This window comes from Kitasatospora sp. NPDC098663, from assembly GCF_044760075.1.
Taxonomy (GTDB): domain Bacteria; phylum Actinomycetota; class Actinomycetes; order Streptomycetales; family Streptomycetaceae; genus Kitasatospora.
On the sequence record NZ_JBIWAP010000001.1, the window covers coordinates 68,999 to 87,373 of the forward strand.

The 18,375-nt window shown below is 72.4% G+C and carries 16 protein-coding genes; 11 read left to right on the forward strand and 5 right to left on the reverse strand.

Annotated features, from left to right (window positions below; genetic code table 11):
• Positions 1-136 precede the first annotated feature (136 nt).
• From ACIQVZ_RS00320 to ACIQVZ_RS00345, 6 genes are all read left to right on the forward strand, one after another.
• On the forward strand, positions 137-1,504 hold the full coding sequence (locus ACIQVZ_RS00320; RefSeq protein WP_402445841.1) for an MFS transporter: 1,368 nt from the start codon (positions 137-139) through the stop codon (positions 1,502-1,504).
• A gap of 59 nt (positions 1,505-1,563) precedes the next feature.
• The gene (locus tag ACIQVZ_RS00325; protein ID WP_402445844.1) at positions 1,564-3,471 is read left to right on the forward strand and encodes a helix-turn-helix domain-containing protein; all 1,908 of its coding nucleotides are present in this window, start codon (positions 1,564-1,566) and stop codon (positions 3,469-3,471) included.
• 138 nt (positions 3,472-3,609) lie between these two features.
• Positions 3,610-4,380 (forward strand): lipoyl(octanoyl) transferase LipB, encoded by a 771-nt coding sequence (gene lipB / locus ACIQVZ_RS00330; RefSeq protein WP_063347319.1) that lies wholly within the window; start codon positions 3,610-3,612, stop codon positions 4,378-4,380.
• A 186-nt stretch (positions 4,381-4,566) separates the two neighbouring features.
• On the forward strand, positions 4,567-5,520 hold the full coding sequence (locus tag ACIQVZ_RS00335; protein WP_350885258.1) for a lipoyl synthase: 954 nt from the start codon (positions 4,567-4,569) through the stop codon (positions 5,518-5,520).
• 288 nt (positions 5,521-5,808) lie between these two features.
• Positions 5,809-5,988 carry a hypothetical protein gene (locus ACIQVZ_RS00340; RefSeq protein ID WP_402445848.1) on the forward strand — a complete coding sequence of 60 codons (180 nt, stop codon included), beginning with the start codon at positions 5,809-5,811 and terminating at the stop codon, positions 5,986-5,988.
• Between the two features lie 181 nt (positions 5,989-6,169).
• On the forward strand, positions 6,170-6,859 hold the full coding sequence (locus ACIQVZ_RS00345) for a DUF4191 domain-containing protein (protein WP_063347321.1): 690 nt from the start codon (positions 6,170-6,172) through the stop codon (positions 6,857-6,859).
• 135 nt (positions 6,860-6,994) lie between these two features.
• On the opposite strand, the gene ACIQVZ_RS00350 is transcribed toward ACIQVZ_RS00345, so the two are convergent.
• Positions 6,995-7,462, reverse strand: coding sequence for an RDD family protein (locus ACIQVZ_RS00350; RefSeq protein ID WP_350885262.1), 468 nt, complete (start codon positions 7,460-7,462; stop codon positions 6,995-6,997).
• Positions 7,463-7,725: 263 nt separating this feature from the next.
• On the opposite strand from ACIQVZ_RS00350, the gene glnA reads away from it, so the two are divergent.
• Both glnA and ACIQVZ_RS00360 read left to right on the forward strand, forming a co-directional pair.
• On the forward strand, positions 7,726-9,138 hold the full coding sequence (glnA, locus tag ACIQVZ_RS00355; protein ID WP_063347323.1) for a type I glutamate--ammonia ligase: 1,413 nt from the start codon (positions 7,726-7,728) through the stop codon (positions 9,136-9,138).
• A gap of 162 nt (positions 9,139-9,300) precedes the next feature.
• Complete coding sequence (locus tag ACIQVZ_RS00360; protein ID WP_402445851.1) at positions 9,301-12,573, forward strand: SdrD B-like domain-containing protein; 3,273 nt, start codon at positions 9,301-9,303, stop codon at positions 12,571-12,573.
• An 80-nt stretch (positions 12,574-12,653) separates the two neighbouring features.
• Here ACIQVZ_RS00360 and ACIQVZ_RS00365 read toward each other — a convergent pair whose 3' ends face one another.
• The gene (locus tag ACIQVZ_RS00365) at positions 12,654-13,751 is read right to left on the reverse strand and encodes a PP2C family protein-serine/threonine phosphatase (RefSeq protein ID WP_402445853.1); all 1,098 of its coding nucleotides are present in this window, start codon (positions 13,749-13,751) and stop codon (positions 12,654-12,656) included.
• Positions 13,752-14,010: 259 nt separating this feature from the next.
• Positions 14,011-15,228 carry a cytochrome P450 gene (locus tag ACIQVZ_RS00370; protein WP_402445856.1) on the reverse strand — a complete coding sequence of 406 codons (1,218 nt, stop codon included), beginning with the start codon at positions 15,226-15,228 and terminating at the stop codon, positions 14,011-14,013.
• Positions 15,229-15,419: 191 nt separating this feature from the next.
• Here ACIQVZ_RS00370 and ACIQVZ_RS00375 point away from each other — a divergent pair, with 191 nt between their 5' ends.
• Positions 15,420-15,776, forward strand: a complete 357-nt coding sequence (locus ACIQVZ_RS00375; protein WP_350885290.1) for an arsenate reductase family protein — start codon at positions 15,420-15,422, stop codon at positions 15,774-15,776.
• Positions 15,777-15,833: 57 nt separating this feature from the next.
• Here the strand turns inward: ACIQVZ_RS00375 and ACIQVZ_RS00380 are convergent, their stop codons facing one another.
• Complete coding sequence (locus tag ACIQVZ_RS00380) at positions 15,834-16,304, reverse strand: pyridoxamine 5'-phosphate oxidase family protein (protein WP_363622285.1); 471 nt, start codon at positions 16,302-16,304, stop codon at positions 15,834-15,836.
• Between the two features lie 85 nt (positions 16,305-16,389).
• Here ACIQVZ_RS00380 and ACIQVZ_RS00385 point away from each other — a divergent pair, with 85 nt between their 5' ends.
• Positions 16,390-16,938 carry a DUF1697 domain-containing protein gene (locus ACIQVZ_RS00385; RefSeq protein ID WP_402445859.1) on the forward strand — a complete coding sequence of 183 codons (549 nt, stop codon included), beginning with the start codon at positions 16,390-16,392 and terminating at the stop codon, positions 16,936-16,938.
• A gap of 150 nt (positions 16,939-17,088) precedes the next feature.
• Positions 17,089-17,652, forward strand: coding sequence for a DUF1707 and FHA domain-containing protein (locus ACIQVZ_RS00390; RefSeq protein WP_063347333.1), 564 nt, complete (start codon positions 17,089-17,091; stop codon positions 17,650-17,652).
• Between the two features lie 100 nt (positions 17,653-17,752).
• Here ACIQVZ_RS00390 and ACIQVZ_RS00395 read toward each other — a convergent pair whose 3' ends face one another.
• On the reverse strand, positions 17,753-18,160 hold the full coding sequence (locus tag ACIQVZ_RS00395) for a hypothetical protein (protein ID WP_350885298.1): 408 nt from the start codon (positions 18,158-18,160) through the stop codon (positions 17,753-17,755).
• Between the last annotated feature and the right edge of the window lie 215 nt (positions 18,161-18,375).

Here is an 18,375-nt window from a genome sequence, read left to right on the forward strand (position 1 = left end):
CGATGAATCGCCCCGCAGGGTTCATGGTCTTCGCATCCACACCGACTCCTCCGAGTATGTGGTTCACCAACATATGCTCACAGTCTGGGAGTTCTTACCTTGTGGCGACGCCGTCCCCCATCCGGAAGTGGTGACCATGGGCAGCTCTCCTCCGTCCGAAAGCACGAAGGGCTCGCTGCCACGGGTCGTGGCCGCCAGTCTCATCGGGACCACCATCGAGTGGTACGACTACTTCTTGTACGGAACAGCGGCCGCGCTGGTGTTCAACAAGCTGTTCTTCCCGAACACCGACCCGCTGACGGGGACGCTGCTGTCCTTCCTCACCTACGCGATCGGGTTCGCCGCGCGACCGATCGGGGCGCTGGTGTTCGGGCACTTCGGGGACCGGGTCGGGCGGAAGAAGCTGCTCGTCGTCAGCCTGCTGCTGATGGGCGGGTCGACCACGCTGATCGGGGTGCTGCCCACCTACAGCTCCATCGGGGCGGCGGCGCCGGTGCTGTTGACGGTGCTGCGCCTGGTGCAGGGCTTCGCGCTCGGCGGGGAGTGGGGCGGGGCGGTGCTGCTGGTGTCCGAGCACGGGGACCAGCGGCGGCGCGGGTTCTGGGCGTCGTGGCCGCAGGGTGGGGCACCGGCCGGGAACCTGCTGGCGGCGGGGGTGCTGTCGCTGCTGACGGCGGTGCTGTCGGAGGACGCGTTCCTGTCGTGGGGGTGGCGGGTGCCGTTCCTGCTGTCGGCGGTGCTGGTCGGGGTCGGGCTGTGGATCCGGCTGGCGGTGGACGAGTCGCCGCTGTTCAAGCAGGCGCTGGCGGCCCAGCAGCAGCGGAGGACCGCCGAACAGCCGCCACTGGTGGCGGTGTTGCGCAACCACTGGCGGGAGGTGCTGGTGGCGATGGGCGCCCGGATGGCGGAGAACATCTCGTACTACGTGATGACCACGTTCGTGCTGACGTACGCCGTCACCCACGCGCACTTCTCCAAGCAGACCGCGCTGAACGCCGTACTGATCGGCTCGGCGATCCAGTTCGGGCTGATCCCGCTGTTCGGAGCGCTGTCCGACCGGGTCGGACGCAAGCCGGTGTACCTGGTGGGCGCCGTCGGGGTGGGCGTCTGGGCGTTCGTCTTCTTCGGGCTGGTGGACACCAGGTCGTTCGGACAGCTGGTGGTCGCGGTGACGGTCGGGCTGGTCTTCCACAGCGCGATGTACGCCCCGCAGGCGGCGTTCTTCTCCGAGCTGTTCGCCACCCGGATGCGCTACTCGGGCGCCTCGATCGGGGCCCAGTTCGCCTCGGTGGCCGCCGGCGCACCCGCACCGCTGATCGCGACCGCGCTGCTCAAGGACTACGGCAACGCCACCCCGATCTCGGTGTACGTGGCGATCGCGGCGGCGATCACCGTGCTGGCGGTGCTGTGCGGGCGGGAGACCAGGGGCAGCGACCTGGCGGACGTCGAGGCGGCGGTGGAGGCGGAGGCCGCCGCCGTGGCGGCCAAGCCCGCCACCGCCTGACGGCGGAGCCGCTACGATCGCGCTTCCGCCGGACCCGACGCCGATTGGCGGCACGCACCATGAACCACCCTCACGAAAGCGCCGCGCCCGCGCTGCGGCGGCTGCTCGACCTGCTCGCCTCCGGCGCCGCCACCGAGGACTTCGCCGACGTGCTGGCCGACGCCCGCCGCCGCGGGGCGCCGGCCGCCGTCCTCGCCGAGATCGACGACGCCACCTGGCAGGCCCTGCGGGTGCACCGCACACTGCGTCAACACCGGCGCCGGGAGGCGGAGTTGACCGCCCTGTTCGACACCGCCGGGGACCTCGCCGCCTCCCGGGAGCTGGACACCGTGCTCCAGGCGATCGTCCGCCGCGCCCGAATGCTGCTCGGCACCGACACCGCGTACCTGACCCTGCCGGACGAGGCCGCGGGCGACACCTACATGCGGGTCACCGACGGTTCGGTCTCCGTCCTGTTCCAGACCCTGCGGCTCAGCCTCGGCCACGGCCTGGGCGGCCTGGTCGCGCAGACCGCCCGCCCGTACGCCACCCCCGACTACCGCACCGACGAACGGTTCCACCACACCGGCACGATCGACGCGGGCGTGCTCGACGAGGGCCTGGTGGCGATCATCGGGGTGCCGCTGCTGCTCGGCGGCGAGGTCATCGGGGTGCTGTTCGCCGCCGACCGCTCGCCCCGCGCCTTCTCCCCCGACGAGGTGGCGCTGCTGTGCACGCTGGCCGCGCACGCCGCGATCGCCCTGGACACCGCCAAGTCGCTGGCCGACACCCGGGCCGCGCTCGCCGAACTGAACAGCGCCAACGAACTGGTCCGCGCCCACTCGGCCGCCGTCCAGCGCGCCGAGCAGGCCCACGACCGGCTCACCGACCTGGTGCTGCGCGGCGCCGAGGTCCCGGACGTCGCCGCCGCCGTCGCGGCCCTGCTGGGCGGCGAGATAGCGGTCCTCGACGCCGAGGGCGAGCCGCTGGCCGGGCGGTCCGCACCCGCCGGCGAACTGGCGGAGGCGGTCGCCTCGTCCCGGGCCGAGGGACGGTCCGTCCGGCACGGCGAGCTGTGGGTGTGCGCGGTGCTCGCCGGGCACGACACCCTCGGCACCCTGGTGCTGCGCGGACGCCCCGGCCTCGACGACGCGGACCGGCGGCTGTTCGAGCGGGCCGGCGTGGTGACCGCGCTGCTCCTGCTGCTGCGCCGCTCGGTGGCCGAGACCGAGAACAGGGTCCGCGGCGAACTGCTCACCGACCTGCTGACCGCCCCCGACCGCGATCCGGCCGGGCTCACCGCGCGCGGCCGCCGGCTCGGCGTCGACCTCGCCCGCCCGCACCTGGTCCTGGTCGCCGAACCGGCCGAACCCGCCGGGCCCCCCGTCCCCGACCGCGGCCGGCTGGCCGGCGCCGCTCGGCGGTACCTGTTCGGCTCCCGGGGCGTCAGCGCCGAACACGGCGAGGCGGTGGTGCTGCTGGTCCCGGAGGCCTGCGACCCGGAGGAGGCCGCGCGGCAGGCCGCCGAGCGGCTGACCCGGCTGGCCGGGTTCCCGGTCACCGTGGGCGCCGGCCGCCCGGCCGCCGGCCCGCCCGCGCTGGCCGCCTCGTACGCCGAGGGCCTGCGCTGCGTCCGGGCGCTGCGGGTGCTCGGCCGTGCCGGGGAGGGCGCCTCGGCCCGCGCGCTGGGCTTCCTCGGGGTGCTGCTCGGCGACGGGCACGACGTGGACGGCTTCGTCGGCTCGGCGCTCGGCCCGCTGCTCGCCTACGACGCCCGGCGCGGCACCGAACTGGTCCGCACCCTGCGCGCCTACTTCGACTGTGGCGGCAGCCTCACCCGCGCCAAGGACGAGCTGCACGTCCACGTGAACACCGTCGTCCAGCGGCTGGACCGGGTCGAGGCGCTGCTCGGCCCGGACTGGAACCACCCCGAACGCTCGCTCGAACTCCAGCTGGCGCTGCGGCTGCAGTTGCTCGCGGGGGGCTGAGCGGTCCGGTTCGGCCTCCTGAACGGCCCGTACGGGCGGCTGAACCGTCCGTACGGGCGTGGGCGTACAGTGGCGAGGTTGGTCTCGAACGCCTGGCAAGGAGCGGCAGCGGTGAGCGAGAACGTGCGTTTCGTTCGAATGGGGACAGGCGAGGGCGCCATCGCCTACCAGGAGGCCTGGGAGGAGCAGCAGCGCCTCCACGCGCTGCGGGTCGCGGATGAGATCCCCGACACCGTGCTGCTGCTGGAGCACCAGCCCGTCTACACGATGGGCAAGCGCACCAACCCCGCCGACCTGCCGCTGGACGGCACCCCGGTGGTCGAGGTCAACCGTGGCGGGGAGATCACCTGGCACGGCCCCGGCCAGCTGGTCGGCTACCCCATCGTCAAGCTGCCCGACCCGATCGACGTGGTCGCCTACGTCCGCCGGCTGGAGGAGGCGCTGATCCGCGCCTGCGCCGGGTTCGGCGTCGGAACCACCCGGGTCGAGGGCCGCAGCGGCGTCTGGGTGCTGGGCGACTCCATCCCGGACGCCGTGGTGGACCCGGCCCAGGTGGTGGACATCGGCAAGCTCACCCTGCGGATGGGCCTGCCCCTGGGCATCGACCCGCGGCTGGCCGGCCCCGAGTACGCGCCGTCCAACGCCGGCCAGCGCGGCGACGACCGCAAGCTCGCCGCGATCGGCGTCCGGGTCGCCCGCGGGGTCACCATGCACGGCTTCGCGCTCAACTGCGACCCCGACATGACCTGGTTCGACCGGATCGTGCCGTGCGGCATCCGGGACGCCGGCGTCGCCTCGCTCGCCGGCGAGCTGGGGCGCGACTTCACCGTCGGCGAGGCGCTGCCGGTGGTCGAGCGGCACCTGGCGGACGTGTTCGCGGAGCTGCCCGAACCCGCACTCACCCGCTGACCCGGGCCCGGGTCCTCGCCCGGGCTCTTCCCCGGGGTCCGACTCCGGGCCCCACTCCGGATTGCCCCCGGGAATCTACCGGCCAGTAGCTCTGTTGCCCTGCGATTGCGGGGCGACAGGCCCCGCAAAGGCCTCACAACCACAGGCGTACCCTGGGGGTACCCCGTCTAGTTCTAGGAGTCGCACGTGTCCGCTGTCGCGCCCGACGGCAGGAAGCTGCTCCGCCTGGAGGTCCGCAACAGCGAGACCCCCATCGAGCGGAAGCCCGAGTGGATCAAGACCCGCGCGAAGATGGGGCCGGAGTACAACGCCCTCCAGTCGCTGGTGAAGAAGGAGGGGCTGCACACCGTCTGCCAGGAAGCCGGCTGCCCCAACATCTTCGAGTGCTGGGAGGACCGCGAGGCGACCTTCCTCATCGGCGGTGACCAGTGCACCCGCCGCTGCGACTTCTGCCAGATCGACACCGGCAAGCCCGCCGATTTCGACCGGGACGAGCCGCGCCGGGTCGCCGAGTCCATCGTCACGATGGACCTCAACTACGCCACCATCACCGGTGTCGCCCGCGACGACCTGCCGGACGGCGGCGCCTGGCTGTACGCCGAGACCGTGCGCCAGGTGCACGCGCTGACCGCCGACCGCGCGACCGGCCGCACCGGCGTCGAGCTGCTGATCCCCGACTTCAACGCGGTGCCCGAGCAGCTGGCCGAGGTCTTCTCCTCCCGCCCCGAGGTGCTCGCGCACAACGTCGAGACGGTGCCGCGGATCTTCAAGCGGATCCGCCCGGCCTTCCGCTACGAGCGCTCGCTCGACGTCATCACCCAGGCCCGCGCGGCCGGGCTGGTCACCAAGTCCAACCTGATCCTCGGCATGGGCGAGACCCGCGAGGAGGTCAGCCAGGCGCTGGCCGACCTCGTCGGCGCCGGCTGCGAGCTGATCACCATCACCCAGTACCTGCGCCCCTCGCTGCGCCACCACCCGGTGGAGCGCTGGGTCAAGCCGCACGAGTTCGTCGAGCTCCAGCAGGAGGCCGAGGAGCTGGGCTTCGCCGGGGTCATGTCGGGCCCGCTGGTGCGCTCCTCCTACCGGGCCGGGCGACTGTACCGGCAGGCGCTGGAGCGGCGCGCGCAGGCCGCGGTCTGACCCAGTCGGATCGGCTGATCCGGTCGGGTCGGCTGGGCCAGTCGGGTCGGCTGGGCCGGTTGGGCCGGTTGGGCCGGTTGGGCTGATTGAGCCGGCAGATTCCGATGATCCTGCCGATCCGGTGCTTTTGAGCCACCCGGTATGCGAGCGAAAGGGCGGAGCCTCGGCTCCGCCCTTTCGGTTTCACCGCACTTTGACTGCCTGGTCACCGCCTGGTAACACGGGATGGTGACGATGGATTCGTTGCGATCGTTCGATTCTTCTCAGCCACGAGGGGAGCTGTTCGGCATGCGGATGCGTATCCGGTCGGTGGGGGTCGCGCTGCGGCTCGCCGAGAGCGTCCTGCTGGCCGGTGGCCAGCAGCAGGCCCGGCGCAACGCCTGGGCTGCGGTCTGCGAGAACCGCCAGTACGCGGCGGACCGCCGGCACGACACGCGGGCGGCGCCGACGTCACCGCCACAGCGGTGACGTTCTCGAATCGGCTCTCGAATCGGCTCTCGACCCGGCTCCCGACGCGACCGCTCCGGAGGCCGTCCACCGTCGCCGACGGTCGCTGTGCGCGACGGCACAGGGCACACGAGTCACGGATCGAGGCGAACGGGTACCCGGGCTTGGATATCCCGTACCCGTGCCACGTACCATGAGCGTTATGGCGAGGGAAACATCCGAGAACCCCGGGCGACTGAAGCAGATCCGCCTGGCGTACACCATGACCAAGAAGGTCGACACCAAGATCGGCCTGATCATCGCCGGCGTCGGCCTGCTGACCTTCGGCGTGTTCCTCGCCATCGGCTTCGCAATCGACCACCCGATCTACCTGGGCATCCTGGGCTTCATCGTGGCCTTCCTGGCCATGGCGATCGTCTTCGGGCGCCGGGCCGAACGCGCGGCGTTCGGACAGATGGAGGGGCAGCCGGGCGCCGTTGCGGCGGTGCTGAACAACATCCGACGCGGCTGGAGCTCCAACTCCACCCCGGTCGCGGTCACCCGCAACCAGGACGCGGTCTACCGCGCGGTGGGCCGGGCCGGAATCGCGCTGATCGGCGAAGGCAACCCGAACCGGGTGCGCCAGCTGCTGGCCTCCGAGAAGAAGAAGATGGCCCGGGTCGTCGGCGACGTGCCGGTGCACGACATCGTGGTGGGTACCGGCGAGGGCGAGATCCCGCTCAAGAAGCTGCAGATCCACCTGATGCGACTGCCCCGCGCCATCACCGCGTCCCAGGTCACCGAGACCAACGACCGTCTGCGCGCCCTGGGCGACCTGCTCTCCAAGGCGCCGATCCCCAAGGGCCCGATGCCCAAGGGTGCCCGGATGCCCAAGGGCGGCCAGGCCCGCTGACGCTCCCCGACCACAACACTGAACGGCCCCGCCGCGGAGATCCCGCGGCGGGGCCGTTCAGTGTTGTGCGGCAAGACCGTCCGGCCCTGGATCCGGACTGGGTCCGGGCCTCGACAGATCCCGACTAGATCCGGACTAGATCCGGACCTCGACGGTGCCGACCGCCTTGTCGTGCAGACCGCGGGTGTCGCGGTCCCAGACCAGCGGCGGCACCACCAGGCAGAGCAGCAGGGTGCGCAGCAGCACCTGCGGGATGGTCGCGCGGCCGCCGTCCAGACGGATCACCCGGAGGCCGAACAGCCGCTTGCCGACGGTCGTCCCGGTGGTGGCGAGCAGCACCGCCGCGACCAGGAAGTAGAGCGGGCTGGTCCACAGGTTCGCCTCGGCCGGGCTGCCCTTGCCGATCAGCCCGTAGGCGATCAGGGCGACCAGCCAGCCGTCCACGAACAGGGCGCCGATCCGGCGGCCGGGGCCCGCGATCGAGCCGGGGCCCTCCTTGGGCAGGCCGAGGCGCTCGCCGCGGAAGCCGAAGTCGGCTCCCATCTTCTCGGCGGCCGCCTTCGGGCCGTCGATCCACGATCCCAACGCTTCTCTGGTGTCCACGAATCCACACTAACCGGGCGGCCCGTCCGGACCGCCACCGGCTCCCCCGAACGCCACGGGCGGGTGAATCGCGCCGCCGGAGCTTTCCAAGTGGTCCAGACCACTTATGGAGAGCCGAGCCTGACGGCGGTGCGTTTTGCCCCGTCCCGTACAGCTTTGCCACCCGATCGGCGGGCGTGGTTAACATTTATGAAACGACCGGGTCACCGGCCGGAAACGGCCCGTTCCTAGGGTGAGCCCCATTCGCACGCCGAGGAGGATGGATGTTCAACAACGCCGCCGAAGTGAAGCAGTTCATTCAGGACAACGACGTGAAGTTCGTCGATGTCCGCTTCTGCGACCTGCCTGGCGTCATGCAGCACTTCTCCGTACCTGCGGCGACCTTCGACCCGTCCGAGATCCTGATGTTCGACGGCTCGTCGATCCGCGGCTTCCAGGCCATCCACGAGTCCGACATGGCCCTGGTCCCGGACCTCGCCACGGCTCGGCTCGACCCCTTCCGGGTCGAGAAGCACCTCAACATCAACTTCTTCATCCAGGACCCGGTCACCGGCGAGGCCTACAGCCGCGACCCGCGCAACGTCGCCAAGAAGGCCGAGGCCTACCTCGCCTCCTCCGGCATCGCCGACACCGCGTTCTTCGGGCCCGAGGCCGAGTTCTACGTCTTCGACTCGGTCCGCTTCGAGACCAGCGCCAACGCGTCCTTCTACCACATCGACTCGGAGGCCGGCGCCTGGAACTCCGGCGCCGCCGAGGGCGACGTCCGCGGCTACAAGGTCAAGTACAAGGGCGGCTACTTCCCGACCCCGCCGGTGGACCACTTCGCCGACCTGCGGGCCGAGATGTCGCTCGAACTGGCCAAGTCCGGCCTCGAGGTCGAGCGCCAGCACCACGAGGTCGGCACGGCCGGCCAGGCCGAGATCAACTACAAGTTCAACACCCTGCTGCACGCCGCCGACGACCTGATGCTGTTCAAGTACATCATCAAGAACGTCGCCTGGCGCAACGGCAAGACGGCCACCTTCATGCCCAAGCCGATCTTCGGCGACAACGGCTCGGGCATGCACGTCCACCAGTCGCTGTGGACCGAGGGCTCGCCGCTCTTCTACGACGAGCAGGGCTACGCCGGTCTCTCCGACACCGCCCGCTACTACATCGGCGGCCTGCTCCGGCACGCCCCCTCGCTGCTGGCCTTCACCAACCCGTCGGTGAACTCCTACCACCGCCTGGTCCCGGGCTTCGAGGCGCCGGTCAACCTCGTCTACTCCCAGCGCAACCGCTCGGCCGCGATCCGCATCCCGATCACCGGCTCCAACGCCAAGGCCAAGCGCATCGAATTCCGCGCGCCCGACCCCTCCTCCAACCCGTACCTGGCCTTCGCCGCCATGCTGATGGCCGGCCTCGACGGCATCCGCAACAAGATCGAGCCGCTGGAGCCCGTCGACAAGGACCTCTACGAGCTGGCCCCCGAGGAGCACGCCAACGTCCCGCAGGTACCCGCCTCCCTCCCGGCCGTCCTCGACGCCCTGGAAGCCGACCACGAGTACCTGCTCGCCGGCAACGTCTTCACCCCGGACCTGATCGAGACCTGGATCGACTTCAAGCGCACCAACGAGATCGCCCCCATCGCCCTGCGCCCCCACCCGCACGAGTTCGAGCTGTACTACGACCTCTAAATCGCGCTTGCCGGTGCGGGTATGACGCCTGTTCAGGGCCCTGTCGCGCTCTTCTCGAGCGCGGCGGGGCCCGCTCGGCGGGTGGGGCCGATCGGGTGGATGTGGGGGGGGTGTGCGTTGCGTCGGGGGAGGGACGGTCGGGCGGTCGGATGAACTTCCGAGATGCGCATTCACTTCCGGACCGGGCGGATCGCCTCGGTTCTGGCCCTGCTGGCCGGTTCGCTGCTCAGCAGCAGCGTGCTGGCGCCGCCGGCCCAGGCCGCGATCTCTTTCACCAAATCCGTCGACAAGGCGACCGCCTCCCCGGGGGAGAACGTCACCTACACCCTCCGGTACACCTGCTCCATCACCGAGTGCACCAACGGGCGGATCGCCGACACCCTGCCGTCGAACATGCAGTTCCTCGGCTGGACGCCCGACCCCTCCTCGGTGGACCAGGCCGCTTCCACGGTGCCCGCGGCGGGTGCGATGGGCGGCGCCATGGACATCAGGCTCAAGGACCTCAGCCCGGGTACCACCGCCACCATCACGGTGACGATGAAGTACCCGAACTTCACCACCCCCGACGGGACGGTCTCCACCAACTCGGCCACCATGACGGCCACCGGTGAGCCCAGTCAGACCGCCTCCGCCGGCACCAAGGCCCAGGTGCAGCCGCAGTACACGGTGACCAAGGGCATCCAGACCTCCAGCAGCGACGGACGCACCGTCACCTACCAGTTCAGCGCCTGCGCCACCGACCTGGTGCCCAACGTCGACCTGGACACCAGCCGGCTGCTGGACACCCTGCCGCCCGGCGCCGTGGTGGACACCGGCCGCTCGCCCGGCTGGAGCCAGGTCGCGCCCGGCCCCGACACCTGGGGCTACGACATCGGGGAGTTCCGCTCCGGCAACGGCCGCGGCGGCTGCCGGCTGCCGGGCGTGCTGGTCGTCAACTACCCGGAGGCCGACTTCCCGGACGGGACGACCTCCGACAACACCGTGGACCTGTACGGCGACCCGATCGGCCCGGACGCCGAGCGCAAGCTCGACACCGCCGGCACCACCACCGGTCAGTTCCGGCCCCCGGCCACCGGCGTGGTGGTGACCGCCGGCAAGGTGTGGCGCGACAGCGTCGTCTCCGGCGACATCAGCTCCTTCGGCCTGTCGGCCACCAACACCTCCGGCCCGGCCACCAGCCTGACCATGACCGACCCCGGCGCCGGCACCACCGACGGCCTGTACAACTGGCTCTTCCCGCAGTCCCTCCAGCTGGAGCCGTGGAACCCGACCGGCATCGGGCTCACCCTGCAGTACCGCCTCGACGGCGACCCGACCTGGCAGACCTTCAGCCCGTCCAGCCCGCTGGACGGGTCAAGCGCCCGCCGGATCACCTTCGTCCAGGGCGCCGGCGACCCGGCCCGCGACGAGTTGGGCATCCCGGCGGGCCGCTGGCTCGACGGCCTCAGGTTCACCTGGAACGGCCCCATCCCGACCGGCTGGAGCCCGGGCAACTCGGTGCAGGTGATCGCCCAGGTCGTCACCCCCGGCCACGACGGGCGACCGGCCCCCAGCCCGCTGACCAACTGTCTGGACACCACCGCCGGCGACGGCACCAGCACCTCCGCCGCCAACGCCTGCGCCTCGACCACCGTCACCGCCGCGACCAACCTGGGCGCGGCCAAGACCACCGTCGCCGGCGAGCTGTCCGCACCCGGCGGCATGGCGACCTTCCAGGTGATCCCGTACAACCGCAGCGGTCGCGACCTGACCCGCCCGCTCGTGCTGTACGACGTGCTCCCGGCCGGTGTCGTCTACGTCGACGGCTCGGCCCGGCCCGACCCGAACTACCCGGACGCCAAGGCCCCCCGGTCGATCACCGTCACCCCCGGCCCGGACGGCCGCCAGATCGTCCGGATGGAATGGCCGGCCGGCGCGCCCGACATGACGTACCTGCACGACGCGCTGGCCTACCGGATGCTCTTCGACGTCCAGGTCGCCAGCAGCATCCGTTCCGGCGAGCTGACCAACGACGTCTACGTCACCGTCGACCAGCCGACCGCGCCGGTCTCCTGCATGTTCTCCGGCTCCGACAGCGGCAGCACGCCGGACGTGCTGGACCTCAACGGCAACGGCGACACCTCCGAGCTCATGTGCCACGCCTCCTCCCGGATCCAGGTGGACGTGCCGAGCGTGCTGCGCTCCTACAAGGAGGTCATGGGCGACCTGGACGCCGACTACGTCAGCATCGGCAGCGCCACCCCCGGCGGCCGGATCTCCTACCGGATGACCGTCCGCAACGACTCGCCCGACCCGGTCACCGACTTCATCGCCTACGACCAGCTCCCCACCCCGGGCGACAACTACGTCCTCACCCAGGACGCTCCGCGCGGCAGCGCCTGGACCCCGTCGCTGAGCCAGCCGATCACCACCAGCGACCCGACCGTGGGGATCGAGTACACCACCGACCCCAACCCGTGCGTCGACGCCGCCCTGGTCAACCGGACCGGCTGCAACAGCAGCGCCACCTGGAGCAGCACCTTCCCCGGCCCGGGAACGGCCACCTGGTTCCGGGTCCGCCGCCCCGGCAGCCTGCCCTCCGGCGAGGCCTTCACCCTGACCTGGCCCATGGTCGCCTCGGTGGACGCCCCCGACGGGGAGTACGCCTGGAACAGCTTCGCCTTCACCGCCACCGACGCCAGCGGCCGCCAGCTGCTGCCCGCCGAGCCGGCCAAGGTCGGCGTCGCCGTCAAACAGACCAGGCCCTCCGACAACGCGCTCGGCGACTTCGTCTGGCAGGACGTGGACGGCTCCGGCATCCAGAAGCCCGGCGACCCGGGCATCGCCGGCGTCACGGTGAAGCTGCTCGACGGCAACGGCCAGCCCGTCCGCGACAAGAACGGCAAGCCGGTCACCACCGTGACCGACCGGAACGGCCACTACCTCTTCGACCACCTGCCCGACGGCAGCTACGCGGTGCAGTTCGACCTGTCCACCCTGCCCGCCGGCGCCGTCGTCACCAAGCGGGGCGTCGGCACCGATCCGGCCAAGGACTCGGACGCCGACCCGGCCACCGGCATCACCCGGACCGTCACGCTGAGCGGAGGGCAGCGCGACCTCGACCTCGACATGGGCGTGATCCTGCCGACCACCCCCACCGGGTCGCCGTCGCCTTCCCCGTCGCCTTCCCCGTCGCCGTCGCCGACCTCCTCGCCGTCCCCGGCGTCGTCCCCGTCGCCGACGTCCTCGCCCTCGCCGACCGCGACCCAATCCGGCAGCACGACCCCGACCACCGGCCCGACCCGCAGTCCGAGTCCGTCGGCGAGCGGCGGGACGCTGCCCAACACCGGCGGCTCGGCGCCCGACGCGCTGATCGCAGCCCTCGGCGCCCTCGCCGTCCTGGGCGGTGTGGCGCTGTGCGCGGTGGTCTACCGACGGCCCGGACGACACAGCTGACACCGACGACGGACGACTGAACACCCGACCGACACCAGTGGCGCCGCCCCCAGCGGCGCCACTGCCGCGTTGTCGGAGGCCTACGGGCGCTCCGGCGTGAGCGCCAGGACGGCGAGGTCGTCGGCGAGCAGGCCGGCGTACTCGTGGACGTCCTGGGCCAGGAAGGAGACCAGCCGGTCGGGCGAGGTGGTGCCGAGGGCGGCCAGGCGGGGGGCCAGCGGGTAGAAGGCGCCGGTGGCGTCGCGGGCCTCGCTCACGCCGTCGGTGTAGAGCAGGACGGTGTGGCCCGGGGGCAGCGCGACGGCGGTCGGCTTGCCGCGCTCGTCGGGGGGCCCGAGGTGGGCCAGGCCGAGCGGGAGCTCGTCCGCGCAGGACACCGGGGTGATGGTGTGCTCGGTGAGCAGCAGCGGGGTGGTGTGGCCCCGGTTGACGATCTCCACGCAGTCGGAGCCCGGCCGGTACTGCAGCAGGACGGCGGTGACGAACAGCTCGTCGTCGCCCCGGTCGGCGGCGTCGCGCAGGACGGCACGGTCCAGCTGGTCGGCGAGGTCGACCAGGTCGGGGGTGTCGTGCGCGGTCGCCCGGAAGGCGCCGAGCACGTCGGCCACCGTACGGACGGCGCCGAGGCCCTTGCCGCGAACGTCGCCGAGCAACACCCGGACGCCGAAGCGGGTGTCGCACACCTCGTACAGGTCGCCGCCGACCAGGACCTCGGCCTGGGCCGGTCGGTAGAGGCCGGCCACCAGCAGTCCGCCCGCCCGCTCGGGCACCGGGCGCAGCACGGTGCGCTGCAGGGTCTCGGCGACGGTCCGGGCGTGCAGCAGGGTGCGGTTCTGCCGGGTCCGCTGCCAGGACAGGGCGGTGCCCATCACCCCGGAGAGCAGCGTGGCGATGTAGACCCAGACGTGGTGCTGCTCGTCGATGTGGCCCGCCCGCACGGCCAGTACCAGTTGCAGCGCCAGAGCGCCGACCGTGGTGGTGGCGGTCAGCACCGGGCCGTAGCTGAACGCCGCCACCACGGGCAGCGCGGTCAGCAGGAAGCCGGCCGCGACGGCGTCCGGGACGACCGCCTCGGCGGCCAGGTCGAGCAGCAGCAGGAGCACCGGCAGCCAGGGCACCCAGCGCGGTGCCCGGGGTTCCACGGCCGCCGGGTGCTCCGGGCGGGGCGCTACGGGCACGGTGGGGTCCTCCTGGCCGACCGGTCCGGTATGACCGGTTCGTCCCTCCATGCTCTCCCACGGAGCACCCGGCCACGAATGGCCGAACGTCCCGGTTCCCGAGGGCCGACCGGGCCCGGAAGCGGGGTGTCAGGGCCGGTCGGCGGACGGTGACCAATCCCGCCCCGACCGACGGACGGGCCGGCGGCCGGGGCGACGGGCGGTCAGCGACAACCGGGCCGACGGCCGGCCCGGCCGGCGGTCAGCGACGGGACGGTCGTCAGCGGACGATCACCGGCAGGGTCTCGAAGCCGCGCAGGACCAGGCGGTCCCGCCGGGCCGGCACGCCGCCCGGGGCCAGCCGGGGGAAGCGGTCGAGCAGGGCCGGCACCGCGACCTCGGCCTCCAGCCGGGCCAGCTGGGCGCCCAGGCAGTAGTGCGGGCCGCCGCCGAAGCTCAGCGGCTGGCTGTCCCGGCGGGTCGGGTCGAACACCTCCGGGCGGTCGTACCGGGCCGGGTCGTGGTTGGCCGCGCCGAGCAGCAGGAACGCCATGGTGCCGACCCGCACGGGCAGCCCGTCGACGGCCAGCCCCTCGGTCAGCGCCACCCGGGAGGTGAGCTGGACCGGGGTGTCGAAGCGCAGCACCTCGTCGGTGAAGCCCGCCGGGGTGATCGCGCCGCTGCGCAGCCCGGCAGCCGCCTCCGGGTGGCGGAACAGCAGGGCCAGGCCGTTGCCGAGCAGGTTGGTGGTGGTCTCGAAGCCGGCCACCAGCAGCAGCACCAGGTTGGCCAGCAGCTCCCGGGCGGGCAGCCGCTCAGGGTCGTCGGCGGCGATCCGGGCCAGGTCGGTGACCAGGTCGTCCTGCGGGCGGGCGAGGCGCTCGGCGGCCAGCTCGGTGAAGTAGCCGGCCAGTTCCTCGGCGGCTTCGTCCGCCCGGGTGAGCTCGGAGCGGTCCTTGATGAACTCCAGGGCGACGGTGAGGTCGGAGGCGAGGTCGCGGAAGCGGTAGCGGTCCTGCTCGGGGACGCCGAGCAGTTCGCAGATCACCCCGACCGGCAGCCGGAAGGCGAAGGCGTCCATGAAGTCCACCGGCGAGCCGTCGGCACCCTGCTCGGCCATCCCGTCCAGCAGCCCGGCGACCGCCGCCTCCACCGCCGGGCGCAGCGCGGCCACCCGGCGGGCGGTGAAGACCGAGGCGATCAGCGAGCGGACCCGGGGGTGGTCGGGCGCGTTGCGCTGCAGGATCGAGCGGCCGAACAGCGCCAGCGACGGGTGCTCGGCGAAATCCGGGGTCAGCTCCGCGATCATGTCGGCGGTCGCGACGGCGAAGGCGGGGGTGCGCAGCACCTTGTCGGCCGCGGTGTGGCCGGCCACCAGGAAGGTGTCCGGCCCGGCGGGCGCCGCCGCGCCCAGTGCGTGTGCCCGCGCGTACAGCGGGTACGGATCGGCCCGGCCCTCGCTGGTCAGCAGTTCCTCGATGATCGCCGCGCCGTCCATCCGGTGCTCCCCTCCCAGTGGCCACGTTCCTGCTGCGTGAACCACCGGAGGGGGCAGCGGAGTTCCCGTCCGGCGGGGGTATCGGGCCGGGCGGGGGGCTTGTCCGGTGCCGACCCGGGTGCGCGCGCGGCGGGGTACCGGGCCGGGCGGGTTGGCGCCTGCCCCCCGGGCGGCTCGGTAGGGTTGCCGGTATGGAGATCTGGATCAACCCGCGCTGCGGCAAGTGTCGGTCGGCGCTCGGCGAGCTGGAGGCCGTCGGGGCCGAGTACACCGTGCGGCGCTACCTGGAGGATCCGCCGACCGCGGCCGAGCTGGAGCAGGTGCTGGAGCGGCTGGGCCTGGAGCCGTGGGACATCACCCGCATCGACGAGCAGGTCTCCAAGGACCTGGGGATGCGGAAGTGGACCCGGGAGCCGGCGGACCGGGACCGCTGGATCGCGGCGATGGCCGAGCACCCGATCCTGATCCAGCGCCCGATCATCACCGCGGACGACGGCCACGCCGTCGTGGCCCGCACCCCCGAGGCGGTCAAGTCCGTCCTGCCGTAGCAGCGCCGCGTCCGGAGCCCAAGAGGCGTCCGGGGTGTCCGGGGCGTCCGGGGCCGGTCAGTGCAGCTGGATCCGCTGCACCGGCCGGCCCGGGTGCCAGTTGAGGATCCACAGGTGGCCCTCCCCCACGGCGGTGTGCACCACCTGCTCCAGGTCCAGCCGGAAGGCGTGGAAGGCGGTCGGCGGTGGCTCGGGCAGATCGGCCGCGTAGGCGGACAGTTCGGCCTCGTCGGTGATCTCGACCGCGCGGCCGGAGACCTTGGAGTCCCCGCCCGCCATCGTCTCGTCCCCCGGGTGGGCGTGCAGCGCGAAGCGGCCGTCCCGCTGGAGGTCGCGCGCCTTGGCCGAGCCGTACATCGACCCGAGCATCAGGTCGGCGCCGACGAAGTCGACCTCCGTACCGCTCACCCGGGGCGAACCGTCCTTGCGCAGCGTCGCCAGGACGTGGTGCTTCTCGGCTTCGAACCGGGCCCGCACGAGGGGGGCCAGCTCGGGTGCCTGCTGCTCGAAATCCTGCCAGGTGGCCATGGCGCCAGTCTGGCACCGGGCACCGACAACCGCCGGGCCTCAGGGGCGACCGCCGGGTGTCAGTGGCCGGTGCCAGACTGGCCCAGTGACCACTACGACCACATACATCGCGTTCCTGCGGGCGATCAACGTCGGCGGCCGGACGGTGCGGATGGAGCGGCTGCGGGCGCTCTTCGCCGAGTTGGGGCTCGGGGGCGTGCGCTCCTACATCCAGAGCGGCAACGTCTTCTTCACCACCGACGAGCCGGACCGCGCCGCCCTCACCCGGCGCATCGAGGAGCACCTGGAACGCTCCCTCGGCTACCCGGTGCCGACGCTGCTGCGGACGGTCGACGAGGTGGCCGCGCTGCTGGCCGCCGAGCCGTTCAAGGGCGTCGAGGTGACGCCCGACGTCCGACTGGTGGTGGCCTTCCTCTCCGAGCCGCTGCCCGCCGACCTCGCCGTTCCCCACCGCTCGCCGAAGGGCGACCACGAGGTGGTCGGCGCCGACCCGGGCGCCGCGTACGTGGTGGTCCACCTGCGGGACGGCAAGTGGGTCACCGGGGAACTGTTCGGCAAGGCCTACCGGGGTGCGGTCACCTCCCGGTTCCTGCACACCACCGAGAAGATCCTGGCGGCCGCCCGGAAGGGCTGACCCCCTGCCCCCCGGCACCGGCGCCCAACCACCCGGCCGCCCGGAACCGCGGTGGCGCACCGGGCGTCTGGAGTGCAGTGACGTACTCACCGTGCGCCGGCACCCGGCGTGATCTGGACAGTCCGAGCCGGCCGAGCCGACAATCGGGCCATGACGTCTCCTGAGTTCCGCACCGGCGCCGTCCGGCCCTCCGGCGCGGTCCGCCCCTCGGACGCCGAACGGGACCAGGCGCTCGGGGTGCTCAAGGACGGAGCGGGCAGCGGGCGGCTGTCGCACGACACCTTCCTCGGCCGGATGGAGATCGTCCTGCACGCCACCAGCCGGGGCGAGTTGGACGAGGCGATGACCGGGCTGCCGACCGGGAGCCCGGTCGAGCGCTTCCTGCTGCGGACGGTCGGCCGGGTCTCCGCGTTCGGGGACCGGCTGCGCCGGGCCTGGCGCACCGAACGGCTGCCCGGGCTGAGCCTGCCGGAAACCGGGGCCGGGCAGTTGACGATCGGTCGGTTCCCCGGTTCGGGGCTGCGGCTGCACGACGCCTCGGTGTCCCGACGGCACGCCGAACTGCGGCGCGAGGGCGGCGGCTGGGTGCTGTACGACCTGGGCTCGACCAACGGCACGCACGTGAACGGGCGCCGGATCGCGGGCGGGGTGCGGGTCCGGCCGGGCGACCAGGTCCGGTTCGGGAACCTGGAGTTCCGGCTCGCCTCGGACTGAGTCGTACTCCCGGCCGGTCGGTACGGACCTGAGCGGGCACCGGGGAGGCGTCAGGTGGGCGTGCGAGCGTGCGGGCGTGCGGGCGTGCGGGCGGTGAACGTCAGCCGCGGGTGACGTGCAGTTCGGCGTAGCGGTCGCCCTTGTCCGCCTTGCGCAGGGTGACCTTCGCCGTGCCGACGGCGGTCTCGGCGCCCTTGCCGACGGTCTTCCGTTCGTCCCCGACCGCCACTTCGACCGTGCTGTCGGTGATGTGCCCGACGGTCATCTTCACGGTGTGGTCGCCACCGAAGATCTGGAGGGTCTTGGCGGCCTCGGCGTCATCGGTGCGCACGACGACGTCGCAGCTGTCGTCGTCGAGGCAGAGCGCGGCACCGCCGTCGCAGGCGGTCAGTCCGGCGCCGAGGGTGAGGACGGCGCCGGCGGCGAGGAGCGCCGGGCGGCGGACGGTGGGCCCGAAACGGCGCCGGGCAGGGGTTCGGTGGGAGTTCGGGGTGCTCGTTGTGGTCATGGCGTCGACGGTAGGCGTTCGGACGTGCCCCGCCATCGGCCGTCGGCGGTACGCACCCCCTGGCCGGCCCCGGAGCACCCGAACGATCGCGACCCCGAGGGTGATGGGTCGAATCCCCTAGGGGATGAGGGGAGTTGGAACTACGGGATCGGATTCCGGAAAGGCTCGGCATATGCCTCAGGGGTATGCCACGCGCGTAGATCGACGGGCCGCGA

Coding starts and splice junctions, on each gene's coding strand:
- ACIQVZ_RS00320 (WP_402445841.1), top strand. CDS start 137: ATGGGCAGCTCTCCTCCGTCCGAAAGCACGAAGGGCTCGCTGCCACGG.
- ACIQVZ_RS00325 (WP_402445844.1), top strand. CDS start 1,564: ATGAACCACCCTCACGAAAGCGCCGCGCCCGCGCTGCGGCGGCTGCTC.
- lipB (WP_063347319.1), top strand. CDS start 3,610: ATGGGGACAGGCGAGGGCGCCATCGCCTACCAGGAGGCCTGGGAGGAG.
- ACIQVZ_RS00340 (WP_402445848.1), top strand. CDS start 5,809: ATGCGGATGCGTATCCGGTCGGTGGGGGTCGCGCTGCGGCTCGCCGAG.
- ACIQVZ_RS00345 (WP_063347321.1), top strand. CDS start 6,170: ATGGCGAGGGAAACATCCGAGAACCCCGGGCGACTGAAGCAGATCCGC.
- glnA (WP_063347323.1), top strand. CDS start 7,726: ATGTTCAACAACGCCGCCGAAGTGAAGCAGTTCATTCAGGACAACGAC.
- ACIQVZ_RS00360 (WP_402445851.1), top strand. CDS start 9,301: ATGCGCATTCACTTCCGGACCGGGCGGATCGCCTCGGTTCTGGCCCTG.
- ACIQVZ_RS00370 (WP_402445856.1), bottom strand. CDS start 15,228: ATGGACGGCGCGGCGATCATCGAGGAACTGCTGACCAGCGAGGGCCGG.
- ACIQVZ_RS00375 (WP_350885290.1), top strand. CDS start 15,420: ATGGAGATCTGGATCAACCCGCGCTGCGGCAAGTGTCGGTCGGCGCTC.
- ACIQVZ_RS00380 (WP_363622285.1), bottom strand. CDS start 16,304: ATGGCCACCTGGCAGGATTTCGAGCAGCAGGCACCCGAGCTGGCCCCC.
- ACIQVZ_RS00390 (WP_063347333.1), top strand. CDS start 17,089: ATGACGTCTCCTGAGTTCCGCACCGGCGCCGTCCGGCCCTCCGGCGCG.
- ACIQVZ_RS00395 (WP_350885298.1), bottom strand. CDS start 18,160: ATGACCACAACGAGCACCCCGAACTCCCACCGAACCCCTGCCCGGCGC.